Annotated in this window: 16 protein-coding genes; 5 read left to right on the top strand and 11 right to left on the bottom strand. The window is 66.5% G+C overall.

The annotated features are described in order from the left end of the window. Positions 1–76: 76 nt before the first annotated feature. Together EDF74_RS11105 and EDF74_RS11100 are read left to right on the top strand one after the other, a co-directional pair. On the top strand, positions 77–2707 hold the full coding sequence (locus tag EDF74_RS11105) for a TonB-dependent receptor (protein ID WP_123730181.1): 2631 nt from the start codon (positions 77–79) through the stop codon (positions 2705–2707). Between the two features lie 94 nt (positions 2708–2801). Further along, positions 2802–5138 (top strand): family 20 glycosylhydrolase, encoded by a 2337-nt coding sequence (locus EDF74_RS11100; RefSeq protein ID WP_123730180.1) that lies wholly within the window; start codon positions 2802–2804, stop codon positions 5136–5138. 65 nt (positions 5139–5203) lie between these two features. Here the strand turns inward: EDF74_RS11100 and EDF74_RS11095 are convergent, their stop codons facing one another. Continuing rightward, positions 5204–5593, bottom strand: a complete 390-nt coding sequence (locus EDF74_RS11095) for a VanZ family protein (protein WP_123730179.1) — start codon at positions 5591–5593, stop codon at positions 5204–5206. Position 5594: 1 nt separating this feature from the next. After that, positions 5595–6779 (bottom strand): class I SAM-dependent methyltransferase, encoded by a 1185-nt coding sequence (locus tag EDF74_RS11090; protein ID WP_123730856.1) that lies wholly within the window; start codon positions 6777–6779, stop codon positions 5595–5597. 56 nt (positions 6780–6835) lie between these two features. Here EDF74_RS11090 and EDF74_RS11085 point away from each other — a divergent pair, with 56 nt between their 5' ends. After that, complete coding sequence (locus EDF74_RS11085) at positions 6836–7573, top strand: pteridine reductase (RefSeq protein ID WP_123730178.1); 738 nt, start codon at positions 6836–6838, stop codon at positions 7571–7573. 58 nt (positions 7574–7631) lie between these two features. Here EDF74_RS11085 and folK read toward each other — a convergent pair whose 3' ends face one another. Then, the gene (folK, locus tag EDF74_RS11080; protein WP_123730177.1) at positions 7632–8123 is read right to left on the bottom strand and encodes a 2-amino-4-hydroxy-6-hydroxymethyldihydropteridine diphosphokinase; all 492 of its coding nucleotides are present in this window, start codon (positions 8121–8123) and stop codon (positions 7632–7634) included. A gap of 84 nt (positions 8124–8207) precedes the next feature. Here folK and EDF74_RS11075 point away from each other — a divergent pair, with 84 nt between their 5' ends. Continuing rightward, the gene (locus EDF74_RS11075) at positions 8208–8942 is read left to right on the top strand and encodes a 20S proteasome subunit A/B (protein ID WP_123730176.1); all 735 of its coding nucleotides are present in this window, start codon (positions 8208–8210) and stop codon (positions 8940–8942) included. Here the strand turns inward: EDF74_RS11075 and EDF74_RS11070 are convergent, their stop codons facing one another. From EDF74_RS11070 to EDF74_RS11055, 4 genes are all read right to left on the bottom strand, one after another. Then, positions 8943–10457 (bottom strand): ATP-binding response regulator, encoded by a 1515-nt coding sequence (locus EDF74_RS11070; protein ID WP_123730175.1) that lies wholly within the window; start codon positions 10455–10457, stop codon positions 8943–8945. It lies immediately after the preceding gene. Positions 10458–10461: 4 nt separating this feature from the next. Then, positions 10462–10902, bottom strand: a complete 441-nt coding sequence (locus tag EDF74_RS11065) for a response regulator (protein ID WP_121039864.1) — start codon at positions 10900–10902, stop codon at positions 10462–10464. Continuing rightward, on the bottom strand, positions 10899–12719 hold the full coding sequence (locus EDF74_RS11060) for a sensor histidine kinase (protein ID WP_123730174.1): 1821 nt from the start codon (positions 12717–12719) through the stop codon (positions 10899–10901). The genes EDF74_RS11065 and EDF74_RS11060 overlap by 4 nt, the downstream gene beginning before the upstream one ends. A gap of 174 nt (positions 12720–12893) precedes the next feature. Then, positions 12894–13268, bottom strand: coding sequence for a BON domain-containing protein (locus tag EDF74_RS11055; RefSeq protein ID WP_121039870.1), 375 nt, complete (start codon positions 13266–13268; stop codon positions 12894–12896). Between the two features lie 171 nt (positions 13269–13439). Here EDF74_RS11055 and EDF74_RS11050 point away from each other — a divergent pair, with 171 nt between their 5' ends. Beyond that, positions 13440–14480, top strand: a complete 1041-nt coding sequence (locus EDF74_RS11050; protein ID WP_123730855.1) for an oxidoreductase — start codon at positions 13440–13442, stop codon at positions 14478–14480. Positions 14481–14485: 5 nt separating this feature from the next. Here EDF74_RS11050 and gnd read toward each other — a convergent pair whose 3' ends face one another. From gnd to EDF74_RS11030, 4 genes are all read right to left on the bottom strand, one after another. Next, positions 14486–15388: a phosphogluconate dehydrogenase (NAD(+)-dependent, decarboxylating) gene (gene gnd, locus EDF74_RS11045; protein ID WP_123730173.1), complete on the bottom strand. Its 903-nt coding sequence runs from the start codon at positions 15386–15388 to the stop codon at positions 14486–14488. Positions 15389–15397: 9 nt separating this feature from the next. After that, positions 15398–16672: a hypothetical protein gene (locus EDF74_RS11040; protein ID WP_123730172.1), complete on the bottom strand. Its 1275-nt coding sequence runs from the start codon at positions 16670–16672 to the stop codon at positions 15398–15400. Between the two features lie 22 nt (positions 16673–16694). Continuing rightward, positions 16695–17315, bottom strand: a complete 621-nt coding sequence (locus EDF74_RS11035; protein ID WP_123730171.1) for a DUF2242 domain-containing protein — start codon at positions 17313–17315, stop codon at positions 16695–16697. Between the two features lie 129 nt (positions 17316–17444). Next, positions 17445–19622, bottom strand: coding sequence for a carboxy terminal-processing peptidase (locus EDF74_RS11030; protein WP_123730170.1), 2178 nt, complete (start codon positions 19620–19622; stop codon positions 17445–17447). Between the last annotated feature and the right edge of the window lie 216 nt (positions 19623–19838).

Below are 19838 nucleotides of genomic sequence, written 5' to 3'. Positions count from 1 at the left end.
CGCGCGGCAAAGTCGTACCAGACGCAAGAAGACACGCCGTCGCCGGCGAACCATCGGATTGATGAGGAGAGACATCATGAACCACCGCAAGAGTCTGCTTTCGGCAGCCATTTTCAGCTGTCTGGTGTTCGGCGCGCAGGCGCAGGAAACCTCGACCACCCCCACCGACCTGGATACGGTCAGCGTCGTCGGCATCCGCGCCAGCCTGGAAAAGTCGCTGGATACCAAGCGCAACAATGTCACCATCTCCGAGGCGATCACCGCCGAGGACATCGGCAAGTTCCCCAGCACCAATGTGGCCGAAGCGCTCTCGCAGCTGCCCGGCATCTCGCTGGACCGTCGCTTCGGCCAGGGTGAGCGGGTCAGCATCGATGGCACCGACCCCAGCCTCAACCTGTCCTTCCTGGACGGCCACCCGGTCGCGCAGGCGATCTGGCTGTATGGCGAACAGCCCAACCGCGGCTTCGACTACACCCTGCTCTCGCCGCTGATCCTGGGCCGCATGGAAGTGATCAAGTCCTCCGAAGCGCGCCTGACCGAAGGCAGCCTGGGCGGCACCATCCTGATGCACACCCGCCAGCCGCTGGACATGCGCGCCAATGAAGTGGCCGCCTCGATCGGCTACAGCTACAGCGACCAGGCCAGCAAGGGCAAGCCGAACGCCTCGGCGATCTACAGCTGGAAGAACGACGAGGAAACCTTCGGCATCAACGTGGCCGCGCAGCACTATGAAGAGCGCGTGGACCGCCAGGGCATGGAAGTGTTCGGCTACGCCAAAGCGTCCACCTTCACCAACGCACCCGGGGTGGACCCGAACGCGGACGTGCCCAACTCGGTCAATGCGGCCTGGTTCCAACAGGACCGCAAGCGCGACAGCGCCGTGGTCAATCTGCAGTTCAAGCCGACCGACGAGCTCGAGTTCAATCTGAGCGGCCTGTACATCAAGGAGAACTTCGACAACTACAACCAGTCGATGTACTCCTTCCTGACCTGGAATCCCGGCACCATCGGTGCAGTGAACCAGCTCGGCGATGTGCGCAATGGCGTGGTCAACAGCGGCCACTCCAATGCCAGCGCCACCGCCAACAGCGGCACGGTGATCTACGACAACAACGTGCGCGAATCCGAAGTCACCACCAAGGGCCTGGATCTGCGCGGGGCCTGGAAGGGCGAGAGCTGGGGCATCAGCGGCCAGGCCGGGCAGAGCAAGTCCGAGAACAAGGAATTGGCCCAGTACTTCATCGAACCGTTCTACAACGGTGGTTTCAGCTGGAACCTGGACAACGGCATCACCTTCGACAACCCCGATGCGGCCCGCAACCCGGCCAACTGGGGCTCGGCCGGTGGCTGGTTCGGCAACAATGGCATCTTCTCCACCGACAGCAAGGACACCTACGCGCAGCTGGACTTCAATGTGCAGTTCGACAGCATCTTCAACCAGCTGCAGTTCGGCGTGCGCCACGGCAAGCATGAAGAGAGCTTCGATCTGAACGTGTATGGCGGCGTGCGTCCGGGCACCCTGGCCGACGTCGGCACCATCGGGCTGACCGATATCCAGGGCTTCGCCGATGGCCAGGGCCGTCATGTCCAGGTCGGCCGCGACAACGTGCTGAACTGGGTCAAGGGCAGCCCGCTGGACTTCGCCAACCCGGATCCGGCCAGCTACCTCAACAACAGCTGGGCGCTGGAGCAGACCAACAACGCCGCCTACGCGCAGTTGAACTTCTCCAACGGCCCGGTGCGCGGCAACGTCGGCGTGCGCTACGTGGATTCCAAGACCGCCGGCAGCGGCTTCGTCTACGGCGGCACCCCCACCCTGACCGACCTGGACAGCAAGTGGCAGACCCAGACCAAGAAGGAAGACTTCCTGCTGCCCTCGGTCAATCTGGTCTATGACACCTCCAGCGACTGGGTGTTCCGCTTCGGCGCCAGCAAGGTCATCGCCTGGGCGCCGTACAACCAGATGGTGAACAACACCTTCCTCAACGACACCACGCTCACCGGCAGCGGCGGCAACGCAGCCCTGTCGCCGTATGAGTCCTGGAACTACAACCTGTCGGCCGAGTATTACTTCGCGCCGCAGTCGGTGGTCGCCTGGTCGTTGTTCTACAAGAAGATCGACAACTACATCGATACCAGCGCCGTCACCGAGCGCCAGTACAACTCGATCCGCGATACCTCGCCGGCCACCTGGGCCAACATCGTGGGCACCAACGGCTGTGCGGCCGACGGCTACTGCGACTACAGCATCCAGCGTCCGCGCAATGCCGGCAGCGGCCACGTCAAGGGCTTCAACCTCAGCTACCAGCAGCCCTTCGGCGAGAGCGGCTTCGGCCTGACCGCCAACTACACCTACGCCAACGGTGAGAACAACTCCGGTGATGCGCTGCCTTACCAGTCGCGCAACTCGGTCGCGTTCAGCCCGTACTACGAGAAGGGTCCGATCAACGCCCGCCTGACCTACAACTGGCGTGACAGCTACCTGGCCGGCGGCTACGTCGCAGGCTCGGCACCGGCCAGCGTGGACGACTACGCCGAGCTGGGCGCCAGCTTCGGCTACACCTTCAACGAAAACTGGTCGGTCACCGTCGACGCCCAGAACCTGCTCGATGAAGAGTATTTCCAGTACCTGGGCGACAAGGATCACCTGGCCTCGCGTTACAAGAGCGGCCGCCGCTACATGGCGACCCTGCACTTCAAGTTCTGATTGCCTTGGCACTATGCTGAATGCCTGATACGGGCCCGGATCTCCGGGCCCGTTTTCACAGGTGGAACCCGAATCGCTACAAAGGAATGACCCGATGCACACCCGCACCCGTCGTACCTCGCTGTCGCTGCTGTCCTTCGCACTGGCACTCTCCCTCGCGCCGTCGGCCCAGGCCACCGATGCACAGGCACAGGAGGGCCCGCGTGCCCTGCCCGGCTCGCTGATGCTGATTCCCGCGCCCGCCAAGGTCGATCGCATCGACGGCGCCGGGTACACGGTCACTGCCGGCACACCGGTGCGCGCGCAGGGCGATGCCGCGCGACGCGTGGCCACACAGTTCGCCACGCTGCTGCGTGACAGCGGCGGCCCGGCGGTGACGGTCGCCGGAGGTCGCAGCAAGGACGGCATCGGCTTCGTGCTCGACGCCACGCTCAAGACCGGTGCCGAGGGCTACCAGCTGCGTTCCGACGCGCGTGGCGTGACCGTACAGGCCGCTACCGAGGCCGGCCTGTTCTACGGTGCGGCCACGCTCTCGCAGCTGCTTACCGGCGGCAGCGATGGCAAGCTCCCGGCGCTGCGCATCGACGACGCACCCCGTTTCAGCTGGCGTGGCCTGATGCTCGATTCGGCCCGCCACTTCCAGAGCCTGGATGAGATCAAGCAGGTCCTGGATGCGATGGCCGAGCAGAAGCTCAACACCTTCCATTGGCATCTCACCGATGACCAGGGCTGGCGCATGGAGATCAAGCGCTACCCGAAGCTGACCGGTATCGGCAGCTGCCGCATTCCGGCCGGCGATGGCGGCCGCGACCCGGTCACCGGCGCCGAGCGCCCGTACTGCGGCTTCTATACGCAGGACCAGATCCGTGAGGTGATCGCGTATGCCGCCGCGCGCCATATCCAGGTCATTCCCGAAATCGACGTGCCCGGCCACGCTACCGCAGCGATCGCGGCCTACCCGGAACTCGGCACCATCGAGACACCGCTCAAGCCGCTGAGCGAATGGGGGGTGTTCCCGAACCTGTTCAACACGGAAGACAGCACCTTCACGTTCCTCGAGAACGTGCTGGAGGAAGTCATCGCGTTGTTCCCCGCCAAGTACGTGCACGTCGGCGGCGATGAAGCGGTCAAGGACCAGTGGGAAGCCTCCGCACGGGTGCAGGCGCGCATGCGCGAGCTGGGTGCCGGCGATGAGATGGAGATGCAGAGCCACATCATCAAGCGCCTGGAGACCTTCCTGGAAAAGCACGACCGGCGCCTGATCGGCTGGGATGAAATCCTCGAGGGCGGGCTTCCGCCGGAAGCCACGGTGATGTCCTGGCGCGGTACCGAGGGTGGCCTCAAGGCCGCCAGCGAAGGCCACGACGTGGTCATGTCGCCGGTGACCGACATGTACATGGACTACCTGCAGACCAACTCGCCGAACGAACCGCCGGGCCGCCCGGCGACGATTCCGCTGGCGCGCGTGTACGGCTTCGAGCCGGTGCCGGACGCACTGGCCAGGGACAAGCAGCATCACATCCTCGGCCTGCAGGCCAACATGTTCACCGAGCACACGCGCAGCTACGCACGCCTGCAGCACAACCTGTTCCCGCGCCTGGCCGCCGTGGCCGAGACCGGCTGGTCGCCGCGCGAGCGCCGCGACTATGCGGATTTTCTGGCGCGCCTGCCGGCGCAGCTGCAGCGCTACCAGGCGATGGGCATCGCGTATGCGCAGACGCCATTCCAGGTGGAACTGGACAGCGCGGACGACCGTGCCGCCGGCACCGCGACGCTGGCCCTGCGCACCCCGCTCGGCTACGACATCCACTACAGCGTGGATGGCAGCGCGGTCACCGCACAGTCGCCACGCTACACCGCCCCGCTGCAGCAGCCGCTGCCGGTGGCGCTGCAGGCGGCAACGTTTTTCAACGGCCAGGCGTTGGCCAAGGCGGCCAGCCGCTTCGACATCACCGCCGCATCGCTGCTGTCGCGGAGCGACGAACATCTCGCGCAATGCCCGGGCGAAGGCCAGCTGCTGCTGCGCCTGGAAGATGACGGCCCCGCCGATGGCGAGCGCGCGATCTTCAACGTGGACATCTTCAACCCGTGCTGGTTGTGGAAGGACGCGGATGTGGATGGCATCGCCACACTGCGCGTGCGGGCCGGGCAGATCCCGTACTACTTCCAGTTGGCCCACGACGAGCCGAACCGGCGCTTCGCGCCCAAGCGCAGCGCACACGGAGAAATGGACATCCTCGGCGGCCAGTGCGATGGCAAGCCGCTGGCCAGCGTGCCACTGCCGGCCGCGCCGGGCGCCGATGGCTTCATCACCCTGGAGGCGGCGCTGCCGCGCTCGTTCAAGGGCACCCAGAATCTCTGCGTGCGCTTCACCGGCGATACCCGGCCGACCATGTGGGTGCTGGATGAGATCACACTGTTGCCGCGGTAGTTCGGGCAGCGGGGTGCCGGCCAGCGGCCGGCACTACCCGTCATGCGTGGCCGGCGTCACACACATCAACCGCGCAGGCGTACCAGTAGATCACGCAGGGGGGTGAACACGATCGCCATGCCGGCCAGCACGCCCATGCTGTTGGCCAGCGCATCCATGGGGTCGGCCATGCGGTTGACGGTCAAGGCGCCCTGCGCGAATTCGATGCCGATGCCCAGCGCGACCAGGCCGACTGCGGCCCAGATCAGCGCCGCACGCCGCTGGTAGATCTGCACGGCGGCTGAGGCCAGCAGGAAATACGCGAGGAAATGCTCGACCTTGTCGCTGTTCTCCGGCAACGGGATCGACGGCGGCGGGATCAGGCAGACCACGATGGTCCCCAGCACCGCCAGCCACCACAACGCCAGCCAGAACCGCGGCCAGCGCAGCGGCTTCAACACGGGTGTCGCCGCCACCTTACAGACGCCAGGTCAGATCGCCGAGTTCGAAGGCGGCTTCGAAATCGACATCGCGCTGGAAGCCCATCACCTGGAAGCGCTCGCCCATCTCGGTCGGCAGCGTCAGCTTTTTCACCTGATCGCGCAGGCGCACGCGGCCGATCTCGTCGGTGCGCGCATCGACTTTTTCCAGCAGCGCATCCAGTCCGTTGCCGAGCAGGAAGCTGGCCTGCGTGCAGTAACCGGCCAGTTCGAATCCGGCACCGGTGCCCGACTCGGCCAACGCGGTGAAGTCCACCGAGGCGGTCAGGTCCTGCAGGCCCGGCCAGCGGTACAGATCGTTGTGCACGTGGTGGCGGTAGAACGCGCGCACCGTGCCGTCGTCGCGGTCGTCCTGGTAATACTCGTTGCGCGGGTAGCCGTAATCGACGAACAGCATCGCGCCGCGCTTCAGGCCGCCGGCGATCGCCTGGATCCAGTACGGCAACTGCGGCAGCAGTTCGGAGCGGTAGCCATCGGCGAAGGGCTTTTCACGGTAGCGCTCGACGTGCCGCACCGCCGCCGTGAGCATCGCATCGGCCGGCTGCGCGCCACGCACGAACGCGCCCTGCGCATCCAGCTCGACGGTTTCTTCATAGACCATGCCGTCACGGGCGAGGAAGCGCGGCGTCGGCAAGGCATCGATCACTTCATTGGCGAAAACCATGCCATCCCAGTCGTCGTCGAACGGGCGGTCCAGCCACTCCACCAGGGCGAACACCGGCGGGATCAGCGCCTTTTCCAGGCGCTCGCGCTGGCGCTCGCGCAGGTCCGCGCTGGGCTCCAGGATCGCGTAGCGCTCGGGCAGCGCGTCCAGTTCCAGCATGCGCTTGAGCAGCACTTCGGCGAACGCGCCGCTGCCGCCGCCGACCTCCATGAACCGCGCTTCCGGGCCGAGCTGCTGCATCACCGGGGCGATCGCGTTGGCCAGGGTCGCGGCGAACAGCGCGCCGATTTCCGGCGAGGTGGTGAAATCGCCGGCGGCACCGAACTTGCTGGCACCGGCGCTGTAATAGCCCCAACCGGGCGCGTACAGGCTCAGCTCCATGAAGCGGGAGAACGGCATCGCGCCGCCGTTGGCGAGGATTTCAGCACGCAGCGCCGCAGCCAGCTCGTCGCTGTGGGCCAGGGCGTCGGATTCGGGGGTGGGCAGTGGGGAATGCATGGCGCGGGCGATTGCGGTGACAATGCACAGCATAGCCTGAGCAGGGAGTACCCCCGATGACCGATACCGCCCCCGTGGCGCTGATCACCGGTAGCGCGCGCCGGATCGGTGCGGCCATCGCCCGCCAGTTCCACGCCTGTGGCTGGTCGGTGGTGCTGCACGCCCACACCTCCACCACCGAGCTGCAGCAGATGGCCTTCGACATGGACATGCTGCGGCCGGGCAGCGTGCTGGCCCTGCAGGCCGACCTGCGCGATGCCGATGCCCTGCCCGATCTGATCGACCAGACCGTGGCCCAGTTCGGCCGGCTGGACACGCTGGTCAACAACGCCTCCAACTTCTACCCCACCCTGCTCGGCCAGATCACCGCCGCGCAGTGGGACGACCTGTTCGCGGTCAACGCGCGCGCGCCGCTGCTGCTGGCCCAGGCCGCCGCGCCGCACCTGCGCCGCCAGCAGGGCAGCATCGTCAACCTGACCGATCTGCACGGCACCGAGCCGATGCGCGACCACCCGGTGTACGCGGCCGCCAAGGCAGCCCTGGAAATGGTCACCCGCTCACTGGCGCTGGAGCTGGCGCCAAAGGTGCGGGTCAACGCGGTCGCCCCCGGGGCCATCCTGTGGCCGGAACAGGGCAAGGACGATTTCGCCCGGCAGGCGCTGCTGGCGCGCACGCCGCTGGCCCGCACCGGCACGGTGGAGGAGATCGCCGAGGCGGTGTACTGGCTGGCCACCGAGGCCGCGTTCGTCACCGGGCACACGCTGCGCGTGGATGGTGGGCGGACGTTGTCGTAAACGCAGATTCGGGTGTTGTCGCATCGCCGGCCAGCGGCCGGCACTACCCGGTGCCTGATTACCCGGGCCCCAGCTCCATCGTGTCGAATGGCTCGCCGAACTGCCGATGGGCGCGCCACAGCGCCTCCAGGGTCAGCCCGCTGACGGGGTCGCGGAAGTCCGGCGCGATATCGGCCAGCGGCTTGAGCACGAACGCGTGCTTGAGCTCCGGGCGCGGGATGCGCAGATGGCCGGGGCCTTCCACGATCAGGTCGCCGTAGAACACCACATCGATATCCAGGGTGCGGTCGCTGAAGCGCGGGCCGCTGCGGTCACGCCCGTGGGCATCCTCCAGCGCGTGCAGCCAGTCATCCAGCGTCTGCAGCGGCAGATCGGTCTCGATCGCCACGGCGTTGTTGAGGAAATCCGGGCCGTCGAAGCCGACCGCAGCAGTGCGGTAGGCCGGCGAGACCGCGATCGTGCCGAAGCGCGCGCGCAGCGCCTCCACCGCGGCGTGAAGGTGCTGTTGCGGCTGCAGGTTGCTGCCCAGGCTCAGGAGCGCAGTGGTCATGGTATTCAGCGTACGTGGGGCGAATCCACACGGGGCCAACAGGGCCAGCGCATAGAATCGGGGTGCACATCATAGGACACCGACATGACCTATTGCGTCGGCATCGAGGTGGACGAAGGCCTGGTCTTCGCCGCCGACACCCGCACCAACGCCTCGCTGGACGATGTCCGCGTGCACCGCAAGCTGCACGAGTTCGAATTTCCCGGTGAAGCCGCCTTCGTCATCATGGCCGCGGGCAATCTTGCGACCACCCAGCTGCTGATCTCGCGCCTGCGCCGCGATGTGGAGGAACACCGCCCGGAAAACCTCCGCGCCTACCGGCATCTGTTCGAGGTGGCCGAGTACGTGGGCCGGGTGCTGCTCGACAGCCAGGTCAAATCCAGCACGCATGAGGCGGGCCAGGATGGCATCGTGACCCAGGCCACGTTGATCCTGGGCGGTCAGATCGGCGGCGAGCACCCCGGGATGTACATGATCTATCCGCTCGGCAATGCGATCGCGGCCTCGCCGGAGACCCCGTTCCTGCAGATCGGCGAGTCCAAGTACGGCAAGCCGATCCTGGACCGCATCCTGCGCCCGCAGACCCGACTGGAAGACGCGGCGCGCACCGCCATCGTGTCCCTGGATTCCACCATCCGCTCCAACCTGTCGGTGGGGCTGCCGGTGGATCTGGTACTGATCCGCAAGGATGACCTGCGGATCACCCAGCGCATGCGCCTGGCCGGTGACAGCCCGTTGTACGCCGAGATCCACGGCAGCTGGTCGCACAAGCTCGAACAGGCTGTCGCCAGCCTGCCGCCGTTCCCGTGGGAAGCCTGATCAGGCGGTCTGCAGCGCTTCGGCGACCGAACGGAACACCTGCTGCATCTCCAGCGGCTTGCGCAGCACATGCACGTTGATGCCGGGCGGAAACACCGCCAGCGGCACGGTGACGTCGGCTTCTTCCAGCACCAGGGCCGGGCCCCGGTAGCCAAGCGTGGCCATCTCACCCAGCAGATGGCTGGCCGAGAGCAGCTTGGAGCCGGCATCGGCGATCACCAGTGCCGGCATGCTCTCCTGCTGCATCCAGCGCAGCGCCGCGGCGCCATCGGAGGCCAGCTGCAGGTGATAGCCCTGGCTGGACAGCGCATTGCCCAGCAGCGACAGCCGCGTGGCTTCGCCATCCACCACCAGGATCGACTGCCCGGCACCGGCGATGGTCGGCGCGTCCACGGTGTCGGCTGCATCGGCCGCCGCCTGCATCGGCAGCAGCACCTCGAAGCGCGTGCCCACCCCTGGCGTACTGTCCACCTGGATGGTGCCGTGCGCACCTTCGACGATGCGCTTGCAGGAAATCAGGCCGAGCCCGGTGCCGGTCGCCTTGGTGGTGAAGAACGGATTGAAGAGATTGGAGAGCGTCTGCGCATCCATGCCGATGCCTTCGTCGGACACCGTGATCTGCAGCCAGTCCTCGCCCTGGGTATCGGCGGCAGCCGCCGCGCGCAGCGTCAGCCGGCCACCATCGGGCATCGCCTGGATGCCGTTCAAGGACAGATTGAGCAGGACCTGCTGCAGTTCGGTGTAGTTGGCATCTACCGCCAGGCCTTCGGCCACCTCCAGGTGAAGAGTGACCTTGGCCGGCAGGTTGCTGCGCAGGAGCAGCTCCACGCCTTCGAACAGATGGACCAGGCAGATGTGTTCGCTCGTATTGCGCGAGCCGCGCACGAAGGACAGCATCGACTCGGCCATCTCATGGCCGCGTCGACCGCACTCGGCGATGATGTCGGCCAGATGGTGCAGCTGCGGATCGTCGGTCCGGGCCTTGAGCAGGTCCGGCATGATCAGCAGCGGTTGCAGGATGTTGCGCAGGTCGTGGCTCAGGCCGGCCGCCAGCAGCGATAGGCTTTCCAGGCGCTGCGCGCGCATCAGCTCGGCTTCCACCCGCTGGCGGTCGATCGCGCTGCGCGCTTCGCGCACCGCACGCGCCACCGCCGAGGGCAGGCGCGCCGGCTGGTGCTTGATGATGTAATCGTTGGCGCCCTGGTGCAGGGCGGCCACGGCGTTTTCCTCACCCATCGTGCCGGACACGAAGATGAAGGGCACCTCCGGCAACGCCGCGCGCACGATCTGCAGCGCCTCATTGCCGGAGAAGCCGGGCATGCTCAGGTCCGACAGCACGATGTCCGGCGCGGCGCGCTCCAACGCCTCCCGCAGTTCCTGCGCGCTCTCGACCCGCTCGAAGCTGGCCTCAAGACCAGCGTCGAGCATCTGCTCGCACATCAGTTCGGCGTCTTCCGGCGAATCCTCGATCAGCAGGATCCGCAGGGCACCCAACGCAGGGCCGGTGAGCGGCATGGGCTTACTCGACCTCCGGTGCCTGGTTGATCAGACCCCAGAACTTGCCCAGGGTCTGCACCGCACCGAAGAACTGGTCCACGTCCACCGGCTTGACGACATAGGCGTTGACGCCCATGTCCCAGCTGCGCGCCAGATCGCTCTCCTCGCGCGAGGAGGACAGGATCACCACCGGCAGCCGCTTGAGCTCTTCGGTGTTGCGGATTTCCTTGAGCACTTCCAGGCCGTCCATGCGCGGCATCTTGATGTCCAGCAGCAACACGGCCGGCAGGCCTTCATCGCGGTTGGCGAACGCGCCACGACGCAGCAGGTAATCCATCGCTTCCACGCCATCTTCAACGTGCACGATCGGATTGGCCAGGCGGGCTTCCTTCAGGGCGTCGATCGCCATCTCGGCGTCGGCAGGGCTGTCCTCGGCGAGGAGGATGGTACGGAGAGCGGTCATGCGGCGGAGCCCTTGTTGATTGCGTCGAGCGCGGGGGGAAGTACGAAGTGGAACGTGGCGCCCTGGTCGACCGCCGACTCGGCCCAGATACGGCCGCCGTGGCGGGTCAACACGCGGCGGACACTGGCCAGGCCGATGCCCGTTCCCGGGTAATCGCTGGCTTTGTGCAGCCGCTGGAACACCCCGAACAACTTGCCGGCGTAGGCCATGTCGAAGCCTGCGCCGTTGTCGCGGACGGTGAACAGGTGGCTGCCGTCGGGCTGCAGTTTGTAGTCCACCTCGATCCGGGCCGGCTCGCGGTTGGAAGAATACTTGATCGCGTTGCCGAGCAGATTCAGCCAGACCTGGCGCATCATGTTTTCGTCGGAGACGATGATCGGCAGCGGCGCGATCTTCCAGTCCACGTGGTGCGGCACGCCGCTGCCCTCGGACTCGCTCTGCTGGTTGGCATCGAGCATGGCGCGGGTATCGGCCACCAGCGACTGCATGTCCACCGCCTGCAGCCGCATGGCGGCCCGGCCAAGCCGCGAATAGACCAGCAGGTCGTCGATCAGGGCGGCCATGCGCCGGGCGGAATTGGAGATGACCCCCAGGTAATGCAGGGATTTTTCGTCCGCATCCTCGCCCAGGTGACGGGTCAGCTTGTCCGAGAAACCCGCCACATGGCGCAGCGGCGCGCGCAGGTCGTGCGAGACCGAGTAGCTGAAGGCTTCCAGTTCGCGGTTGACCTCGGAGACCTGCTCGACCTTGCCTTCCAGCTGACGGTTCAGCTCTTCCACCCGCAGCTGCACGGCGCGCTGCACGGTGACGTCGCTGACCGTCATCAGCACGACCTCGTCGTCCTTGTCCGGCAGCGGCATGCGCCGCGCATTGATCAGCATGATCCGCACGACATCATCGGCGGTGCGCTGTTCGTGTTCGTAATCCCACAGTTCGCGGCCGCGCAGCAGCACATCGGTCAGGCGCTGGCGGACCACTGCATCGGCCCAGGCACCCTCGCCGATGCTGTCCAGCGCCAGGCCTTCAGCCGAGGCGTCTTCGTCCAGGCCGTACAGTTCGGCGAACGCCGGGTTGTGCATCTGCACGCGCAGGCTGCGATCGAGCAGTACGATCGGCTCGCGCACGGTATGCAGCACCGAGGCGGCGCGGCCGGCCGAGCGCAGGGAGGCACGTTCGGCCGTCTCGCGATGGCCGATCTGACGGTGCAGCAGCCACAGCACCAGGCCCAGCAGCAGCAGCTGCACCACCAGCGCCGACCAGGACACCAGTTCGCCCTGCCGCTGCTGTGCGGCGAACAACGCCGAGCGCTTCTTGAGCAGGCGCTCTTCGCTGGCCTGGAGGTCTTCCACCAGGTTGCGGATCGGGTAGCGGGAGGTCAGATCGGCCACCAGCTGGCGCTGATCTTCCGTCGGCGACGAACGTGCAAGTTGCTTGGCCAGTTCAATCCGGCGCTCCAGCATGGACTGGATGCGGCCGATCCTGAGCAGCTGCTCAGGATTGTCGCGGGTGAGTTCGGCAAGCCGTTCAAGCCGGGCAGGCAGCTGGTCGCCACGGGCGACGCGCTCGCGCAGCCCTGGCGAATCGATGCCCTTGGACATCGTCAACGCCGCCGACTCCACATCCAGCACATCGGCCTGGAGCTGGTACACCGCCACACCGACCTCCTGGGTGTGGGTGACCCAATTCATGGCATCGACGTTGTCGTCGGCCAATTTGCGCAGGGTCAGCCAAGGCACCACGATGATGGCCACGGCCGCCAGGGCCAATGCCGGCAATCGCCAGCGGTCCCAGATTTGATCACTGAACACCAGCGCCATAGTCCCTCTTCAGCTCGGTGCCATCGACGACCCGACGCACCCGGGAGGTCCGGCAGTGCGCTGCCCACCGGCGATGGCGAAGCGGTGAATATACTCCACCCGTTTGTGAATACGGGGCAGAACAAAAAAAGCGCGCCCGAAGGCGCGCTTTGTTCAGCGATGCAGAGTGTGGGCTCAGCGTGCAGCGGTCGCAGCAACCTTGAGGTTGGCAGCATCGACGCGCTTCACACCCTTGATCTGCTGGGTCACGCGCACGGCCTTGTCGTGCTCGGCCTGGCTGGCCACGGTGCCAGTGAGGGTGACCACGCCATTGACGGTCTCCACCTTCACTTCGGTACCCGGGACGTTCTTGCTGGTCAGCAGGTCGGTCTTGACCTTGGTGGTGATCCAGCTGTCGGTGACCGGCTCGGCCGAGTCGTGCTTGTCGGCATGGGTCATCGCGGCATGATCGGTGGTCTTCGGCGGATCCTTGGCCATGGCAGTCGAGGTGCCCAGCACCATGCCCAGGGCCAGCGAAGCAGCAAGCAGATTACGGGTCGTGTTGGTCATGTTCGAATTCCTTTGCGGAGAGTGGGGCCAGTGTCGGTGCAGGGCCGTGGACAGGACGTGGGCGCCACATAACGCTGCCGTGAACCACTCAGGTTGATGCGGAATGGTTCAGATTTCCGCCCCGCAGGCACAACCGTTACGCTGTCCAGCCTCGATATGTTGGAGCGCACCATGGCCGCTGAACTGCAGGTGGGACTGATCGGCTATGGCTTGGCCGGCAGCGTTTTCCACGCACCACTGATCATGCATACGCCGGGCCTTGCGCTGCACAGCATCGTCAGCTCGCAGCGTGATCGGCTGCTGCGCAGCTTCACCGATGTGCGCATCTGCGACGACCCGCAGTTGCTGTTCGACGATCCGGCGCTCGATGCGGTGGTGATCGCCACGCCCAACGACGCGCATGCCCCGTTGGCACGCGCCGCGCTGGCCGCCGGCAAGCACGTACTGGTGGATAAACCGTTCGCCCTGAGCGTAGCCGAAGCCGAATCCGTGGTGCGGGCCGCGCAGGAGGCCGAACGGGTCGTCACCGTGTTCCAGAACCGTCGCCATGACGCCGACTTCCTCACCCTCAAGCAGGTGATCGAGGAGGGCAGCATCGGCCGCGTCGCCGAATGCCATTCCCATTTCGACCGGTTCCGCCCGCAGGTTCGCGACCGTTGGCGCGAAAGCGATGCGCCTGGCAGCGGGTTGTGGATGGATCTGGGGCCGCACCTGCTCGACCAGATGCTGCAGTTGTTTGGTTGGCCCGATGCCATCAGCGCAGATCTGATGGCGCAGCGCGAGCATGCGCTCGGCACTGACTATTTCCATGCGGTGCTGCACTACCCGCGCCATCGCGCGATGCTGCATGCCGGCTCGCTGGTCGCCGCGTCCGGTCCGCGATTCATCGTGCATGGCGACGCCGGCAGCTACCTCAAGGACGGGCTGGACGTGCAGGAAGATCAGCTGCGCCGCGGCATTGCCCCGGGCGCGCCGGGCTGGGGACTGGATCCGCAGCACGGTCACTTGGTGCGGATCGATGCCGACGGACACACCCAACGCAGCACCGTGGACAACGTGCCCGGCGATTACCGGGCGTTCTATGCGGCCTTCCGCGATGCGGTGCTCGGCGTGGGCGCGGCCCCCGTCAGCACCGCGCAGGCGCTGCAGCTGATGCGCCTGCTCGAGGCCGGGGCAGAGAGTGCACGCAGCGGGCGGCGTGTCGCGCTCTGACGCGGTCAGGTCGTCTTGATCGCGTGACCACCGAACTCGTTGCGCATCGCGGCCAGCAGGCGGTCGCTGAAGGAGTTCTTCTCGCGCGAGCGCAGGCGTTCGAGCAGGGACAGCGTGATCACCGGGGCCGGCACGTCCAGGTCGATCGCCTCGGCGACGGTCCAACGGCCCTCGCCGGAGTCTTCGACGTACGGCGCGATGCCATCCAGCTGCGGGTTGCGGGCCAGTGCATCGGCACTGAGATCGAGCAGCCACGAACGCACCACGCTGCCGTGCTGCCAGGCCTTGGCCACCTGCGCCAGATCGAGATTGAAATCGGTCTTGTGCTGCATCAACGCGAAGCCTTCCGCGTAGGCCTGCATCATCCCGTACTCGATGCCGTTGTGGACCATCTTGCAGAAGTGCCCTGCCCCGCTCGGCCCCACATGCGCCCAGCCACGGTCCTCTGCCGGCGCCAGCGTGCGGAAGATCGCCCCGACCCGTTCGACCGCCGCCTGGTCACCGCCGATCATCAGGCTGTAGCCCTCCTGCAGGCCCCACACGCCACCGCTGGTGCCACAGTCGATGTAGGTGACGTCCTCGCCCTGCAGCTGTTCGCTGCGGCGCATGGAGTCCTTGTAGTACGAATTGCCGCCGTCGATCACCACATCGCCCTCGGACAGATGCGGCGAGAGGAAGGCCAGGGTCTGGTCGACCACACCGGCCGGCACCATCAGCCACACCACGCGCGGGACCGGCAGCGCGGCGAGCGTCTCGGCGATCGAGGCGCTGACCTCGAAACCGCGTTCGGCCGCCGCGATACGTGCCGCTTCACCGGGATCGACACCGATCACGTGGTGCCCGCCGCGATGCAGGCGCTCGGCCATGTTGGCGCCCATGCGGCCCAGCCCGATCATTGCGATATCCATCAATCACCTCTACTCCGTTGTCGTGTTGTCTTGCAGGAAGGCTGTCGGCGGGGAATCGCACTGGCGAAGGCGTGCGTCGATCCAGCGCCGATACAGCGTGGTATGCAGGTTGTGCAGCCCCAGCTCGATCGCGAACGGTGTCCGCGGATTGCGATCGAGCAGGCGGGCGATGTGATACCCGATAGGACGTATACCCCGAGGATGCACGTAAATCAGGAACCCCTGGTAGAACGGATCGTCCAGCAACGCATCCAGTTCCTTCAGCAGCGGTTGCTGCTCGGCCGGAACCTCGCGCCGCCAGATCGGATCGCGCTCGATCAACAGCCGCTCGAACCGGCGCGGCCCCGGGCCCGGCATGCGTTGGGCCAACGCCCAGATGCGCCGGTTGATCTGGTCGTAATAGGCGAATCCCTCGTGCTCGCGCAGCGCGCGTGCCGCCGCATCGCTGACATCCACCACCACGAAGTTCTCGGCCTGGTTGTTGATGTCATCCAGGTACTTGCGCTCGAACACGTGCTCGATGAAGCCGGGCGTGCCGACGAAGGCCTGCCGCCCGCGCAGGGCGGTCTTCTTCGCCTTGCCATCGGCCAGGAACTCACCGGCGTGTCGGCCGAGCAGGATGCTGTCGGTCTCGTGCAGGGTCAGAAAGGTGCCGATGGAGAGCTCATCGGCGGAGAACTCGCGATCAAACGCGGCATCGCCGTAGAGCTCGCGCTGGGTCGCCAGTTGCGCGACCTGGCGGCCAACTCCGCATTCGGCCCGCACACGCCCCTCGTAGAAGGTCTGCAGTGCCGCACTGTTTGCACCGGCCGGCTGATAGCCGCGGCCGAAGCTGCGAAACCGCTCCCAGCCCTTGGCCTGCGCGCCGCCGGCACCGAAGCCGATCCAGCCCAGCTGCAGCGCGGAGAAGCGGAAGCCGTCGTTGTCCTGCAGCGCGGTGGTAGCGCGGCGGGTGGCAGCGCCGAGCGTGAAGGCATACGCACAGACCGTGGCCGGGTCATCGAACAACGTGGGCAGCCACGCCTGCCGCTGGTCCGCCGACCACTGGCGCGGCAGCTGCACGCGCAGGTCGCCGGCGCGGTGCGCCTGGCGCAGATCGGCGCGTTCGCAGACCGGACCACCGTGCACGACCGGCGCGGCGATATCAGCGGCTTCGATCTGCCATCCCAGGTCCGTGAGCACGCCCTGCGCGCAGGACGCTGCGCTCCACGCGCTGCCCGCCGGGATCAGCCCCAGCAGCGCCGCGAGCGCACAGCGACGCCAGCGCCGCGATCCTGCTGCCATGACCTGCCGCACCGCAGCCCGCTCAGTGCAGGGAGGCCGGGGTATCGCTCACCACCGTAGCAGGCGTCGCCTCGACCGCGGCGGCAGGCGCCGGTGCCGCCGCTGGTGCAGGCTCGGGCACTGCAGCGGCCGGCAGATACTGCTGCAGGCGTTCGAAGAAGCGACGGTAGAAGCTCGCATCCTGCACCGTGCTGCTGGCCACCTTCACCAGCGAATCGTCATTGCTGCCAAACGGCAGCGACACCGAGCCGAGCGCCCCCACGCCGACACTGGCCGAGGTCGGGCTCTTCTTGAGGGCGTAACGGTCCTGCACCGCGCTGACGAACACCAGTGCCTGGTCCCCGCGCGGCGCGCAGGAGATGCGCAGCACCAGTTGCTCGTGCTCGTCGTCCTTGGGCTGGAAATTCTTGTTGCCTTCCACCGCATCATCGCCGGCACGGGCAATCGCGTAGCCCTGGCTGAGCAGCGTCCGGCGCGCGGCCTCGCAGGCCTGGCCCGGTGCGCCGGGCACGGTACGCGAGTAGGTATCCCCCGAGTCGAACGACTCGCGGATCAGGGTGCTGTCAGCGGCGCGACCGCCACAGGCAGTCAAGGCGGCGACCACCGCCAGCAGCGGGATCGAACGTACACGACGAAAGCGCATGGCCGCTCCTGCGGAAATCCAGCCTCCAAGGATAGACCTGTGTGCGTTGGCGGGAGGTGGATACGCACAGGCCGCCCCGAAGGGCGGCCTGTGGAGTTGTCATCGGTTCAGCTGGCGGCTGCGGGGCGGTCAGTCCGCCCAGCGGCCCACCGCCGTCGACTGCGGCAGCACCTGGGCCGACAGCGGGCGGTCGGTTTCCAGCAGGTTCACCGCATCGGCGAGGATCGCAGCCGATTCACGCAGCAGCGGATCCGGACGCTTCTCGGCGGCCTTCTCGCGGGCGGCATCCTTGACGATGTCGCGCTCGTTGCCGGTCAGGCCGTCGTCATTGCTGTCATCGGCCAGCGGATCCAGATCCAGACCCAGTTCCTTGCGGATGGCCTGGCGGTCGGTGCGCTGCTTGTCCTGCTTCTCACGCTCGGCGCGGCGCTCGGCCTCGTTGAGCGAGATGTACTTCTTGGCCTTCTCGGCGCGGAACTGCTCGACGTCCTCGTTCCACCACTGGAACTCCTTGTCGGCAGCAATACGCGTGTCGTGGCGGCTTTCCAGCTTGGGCAGCAGCGGGCCGAAGTTGCCGTACTGGGTGTGCGGCACGGCGGCGATGCGGGTCCACGGCAGGGCGTTGTCGTAGGTGCTTTCACCGTACTCGCTGGCGTCCACGCTGGCCGGGAAGGCCAGATCCGGGACCACACCCTTGTGCTGGGTGCTGCTGCCGCTGACGCGGAAGAACTGGGCGATGGTCAGCTTGACCTGGCCGAAGCGCTGGGTCTCGCCACTCGGCCAACGGTCGAGGTCGACGATGTTCTGCACGGTCCCCTTGCCGAAGGTGGTCTCACCGATCACCAGGCCACGGCCGTAATCCTGGATGGCGCCGGCGAAGATTTCCGACGCCGAGGCCGAGCCACGGTTGATCAGCACGGCCAGCGGGCCGTCCCACGCCACCACTTCGCTGCGGTCACTGTTGACGGTGACGCGGCCACCGGACTCACGCACCTGGACCACCGGGCCCTGCTCGATGAACAGACCGGTCAGCTCAATGGCTTCATCCAGCGAACCACCGCCGTTGTTGCGCAGATCCAGCACCACGCCATCGAGCTTGTCGGCCTTGAAGCCGGCCAGCAGTTTGGCCACGTCGCGGGTCGCAGACGCGTAGTCGGCGGCGTTGCGGCGGCGGCCTTCGAAATCCTGGTAGAAGGTCGGCAGTTTGATCACGCCGACCTTGCGGGCCGGCTCCCCGTCCTTGGCCGGGATGGTCAGGGTCTCGCCCTTGGCGGCCTGTTCGGCCAGACGCACCTTCTGGCGGGTCAGCACCAGGGTGTGGTGCTTGCCGTCGACGCCTTCTTCGGCCGGAATGAACTCCAGACGGACCTGGGTATCGCTCTTGCCGCGGATCTTGGCCACCACATCATCGATGCGCCAGCCGATCACGTCTTCCAGCGGACCGGACTTGCCCTGGCCCACGCCGACGATGCGGTCGCCCGGCTTCAGCGTGCCGTTGACGGCCGCCGGACCACCGGCGATGACCTCGCGGATCACCACCATGTCGTCCTGCCGCTGCAGCTGCGCGCCGATGCCTTCCAGCGACAGCGACATCGCCTGGTTGAAGTTCTCGGCGGTGCGCGGGGTGAAGTAATCGGTGTGCGGATCCACGGCGCTGGTGTAGGCGTTGAGGAAGAACTGGAACACGTCCTCGCCCTTGAGCTCATTGACCGACTTTTCCAGCGTGGCGTAACGCTTGTCCAGTGTCTTGCGGATCTCGGCCGGCTGCTTGCCGGCCAGCTTCAGGCGCAGCCAATCGTTCTTGACCGACTTGCGCCACAGATCGTCCAGTTCGGCGCTGCTCGCGGCCCACGGCACGTCCTTGCGGTCGTACTCGAACTTTTCATCGGTACTGAAATCGAAATCGGTCTTGAGCAGCTTGCGCGCATAGCCGACACGCTCACCCACGCGCTGCTTGTAGACCGCGAACACCTGGAACGCCGGCTCCAGCTCACCGCCGCGGATGGCCGTGGCGATGTTGGCTTCGAACGGGGCGAAACGGGTGATGTCGGCCTGGGTGAAGAACTGTTTGCTGCTGTCGAGCGACTCCAAGTAGCGCTTGAAGACGTCCTTGGAGGTCGCCGCATCCAGTGCGCGCGGCCGGTAGGCGTATCGGCTGTCCGAGAGCAGTCCGTAGACCAGCTTGGAGGTGGTCACCTGGTCGGCCGTGGCAGCCGAAGGCAGCGCGGGCGAATCGGCGTAGGCGGCCAGTGCCATCGGCGCGGTGAGCGCCAGGGCCATCAGGAATGCGGGGGCTTTGAATTTCATGGACTAGCTCGTGGCACCTTGCCAAGGGAGAGACTGCGTGCATTACAGACACCACGACAGTGCCGAAAGTTGCCGCGTTTGTCACCGGGGCCTTCAGCCTACCGAGGCCGTTGGAGAAATTTGTGAATACCGGCGGGATCAGCAGGCAGGCACAGGCCTGCGGCCATCCGCGGTTCAGGGCCGCGGCCGGGTAAAGACGTGTGGGATTGGCAGAAC

Source organism: Stenotrophomonas rhizophila, from assembly GCF_003751305.1.
GTDB lineage: Bacteria > Pseudomonadota > Gammaproteobacteria > Xanthomonadales > Xanthomonadaceae > Stenotrophomonas > Stenotrophomonas rhizophila_B.
The sequence above is the reverse complement of the archived record's forward strand: the minus strand, read 5'-3'. Positions and strand labels throughout refer to the sequence as shown.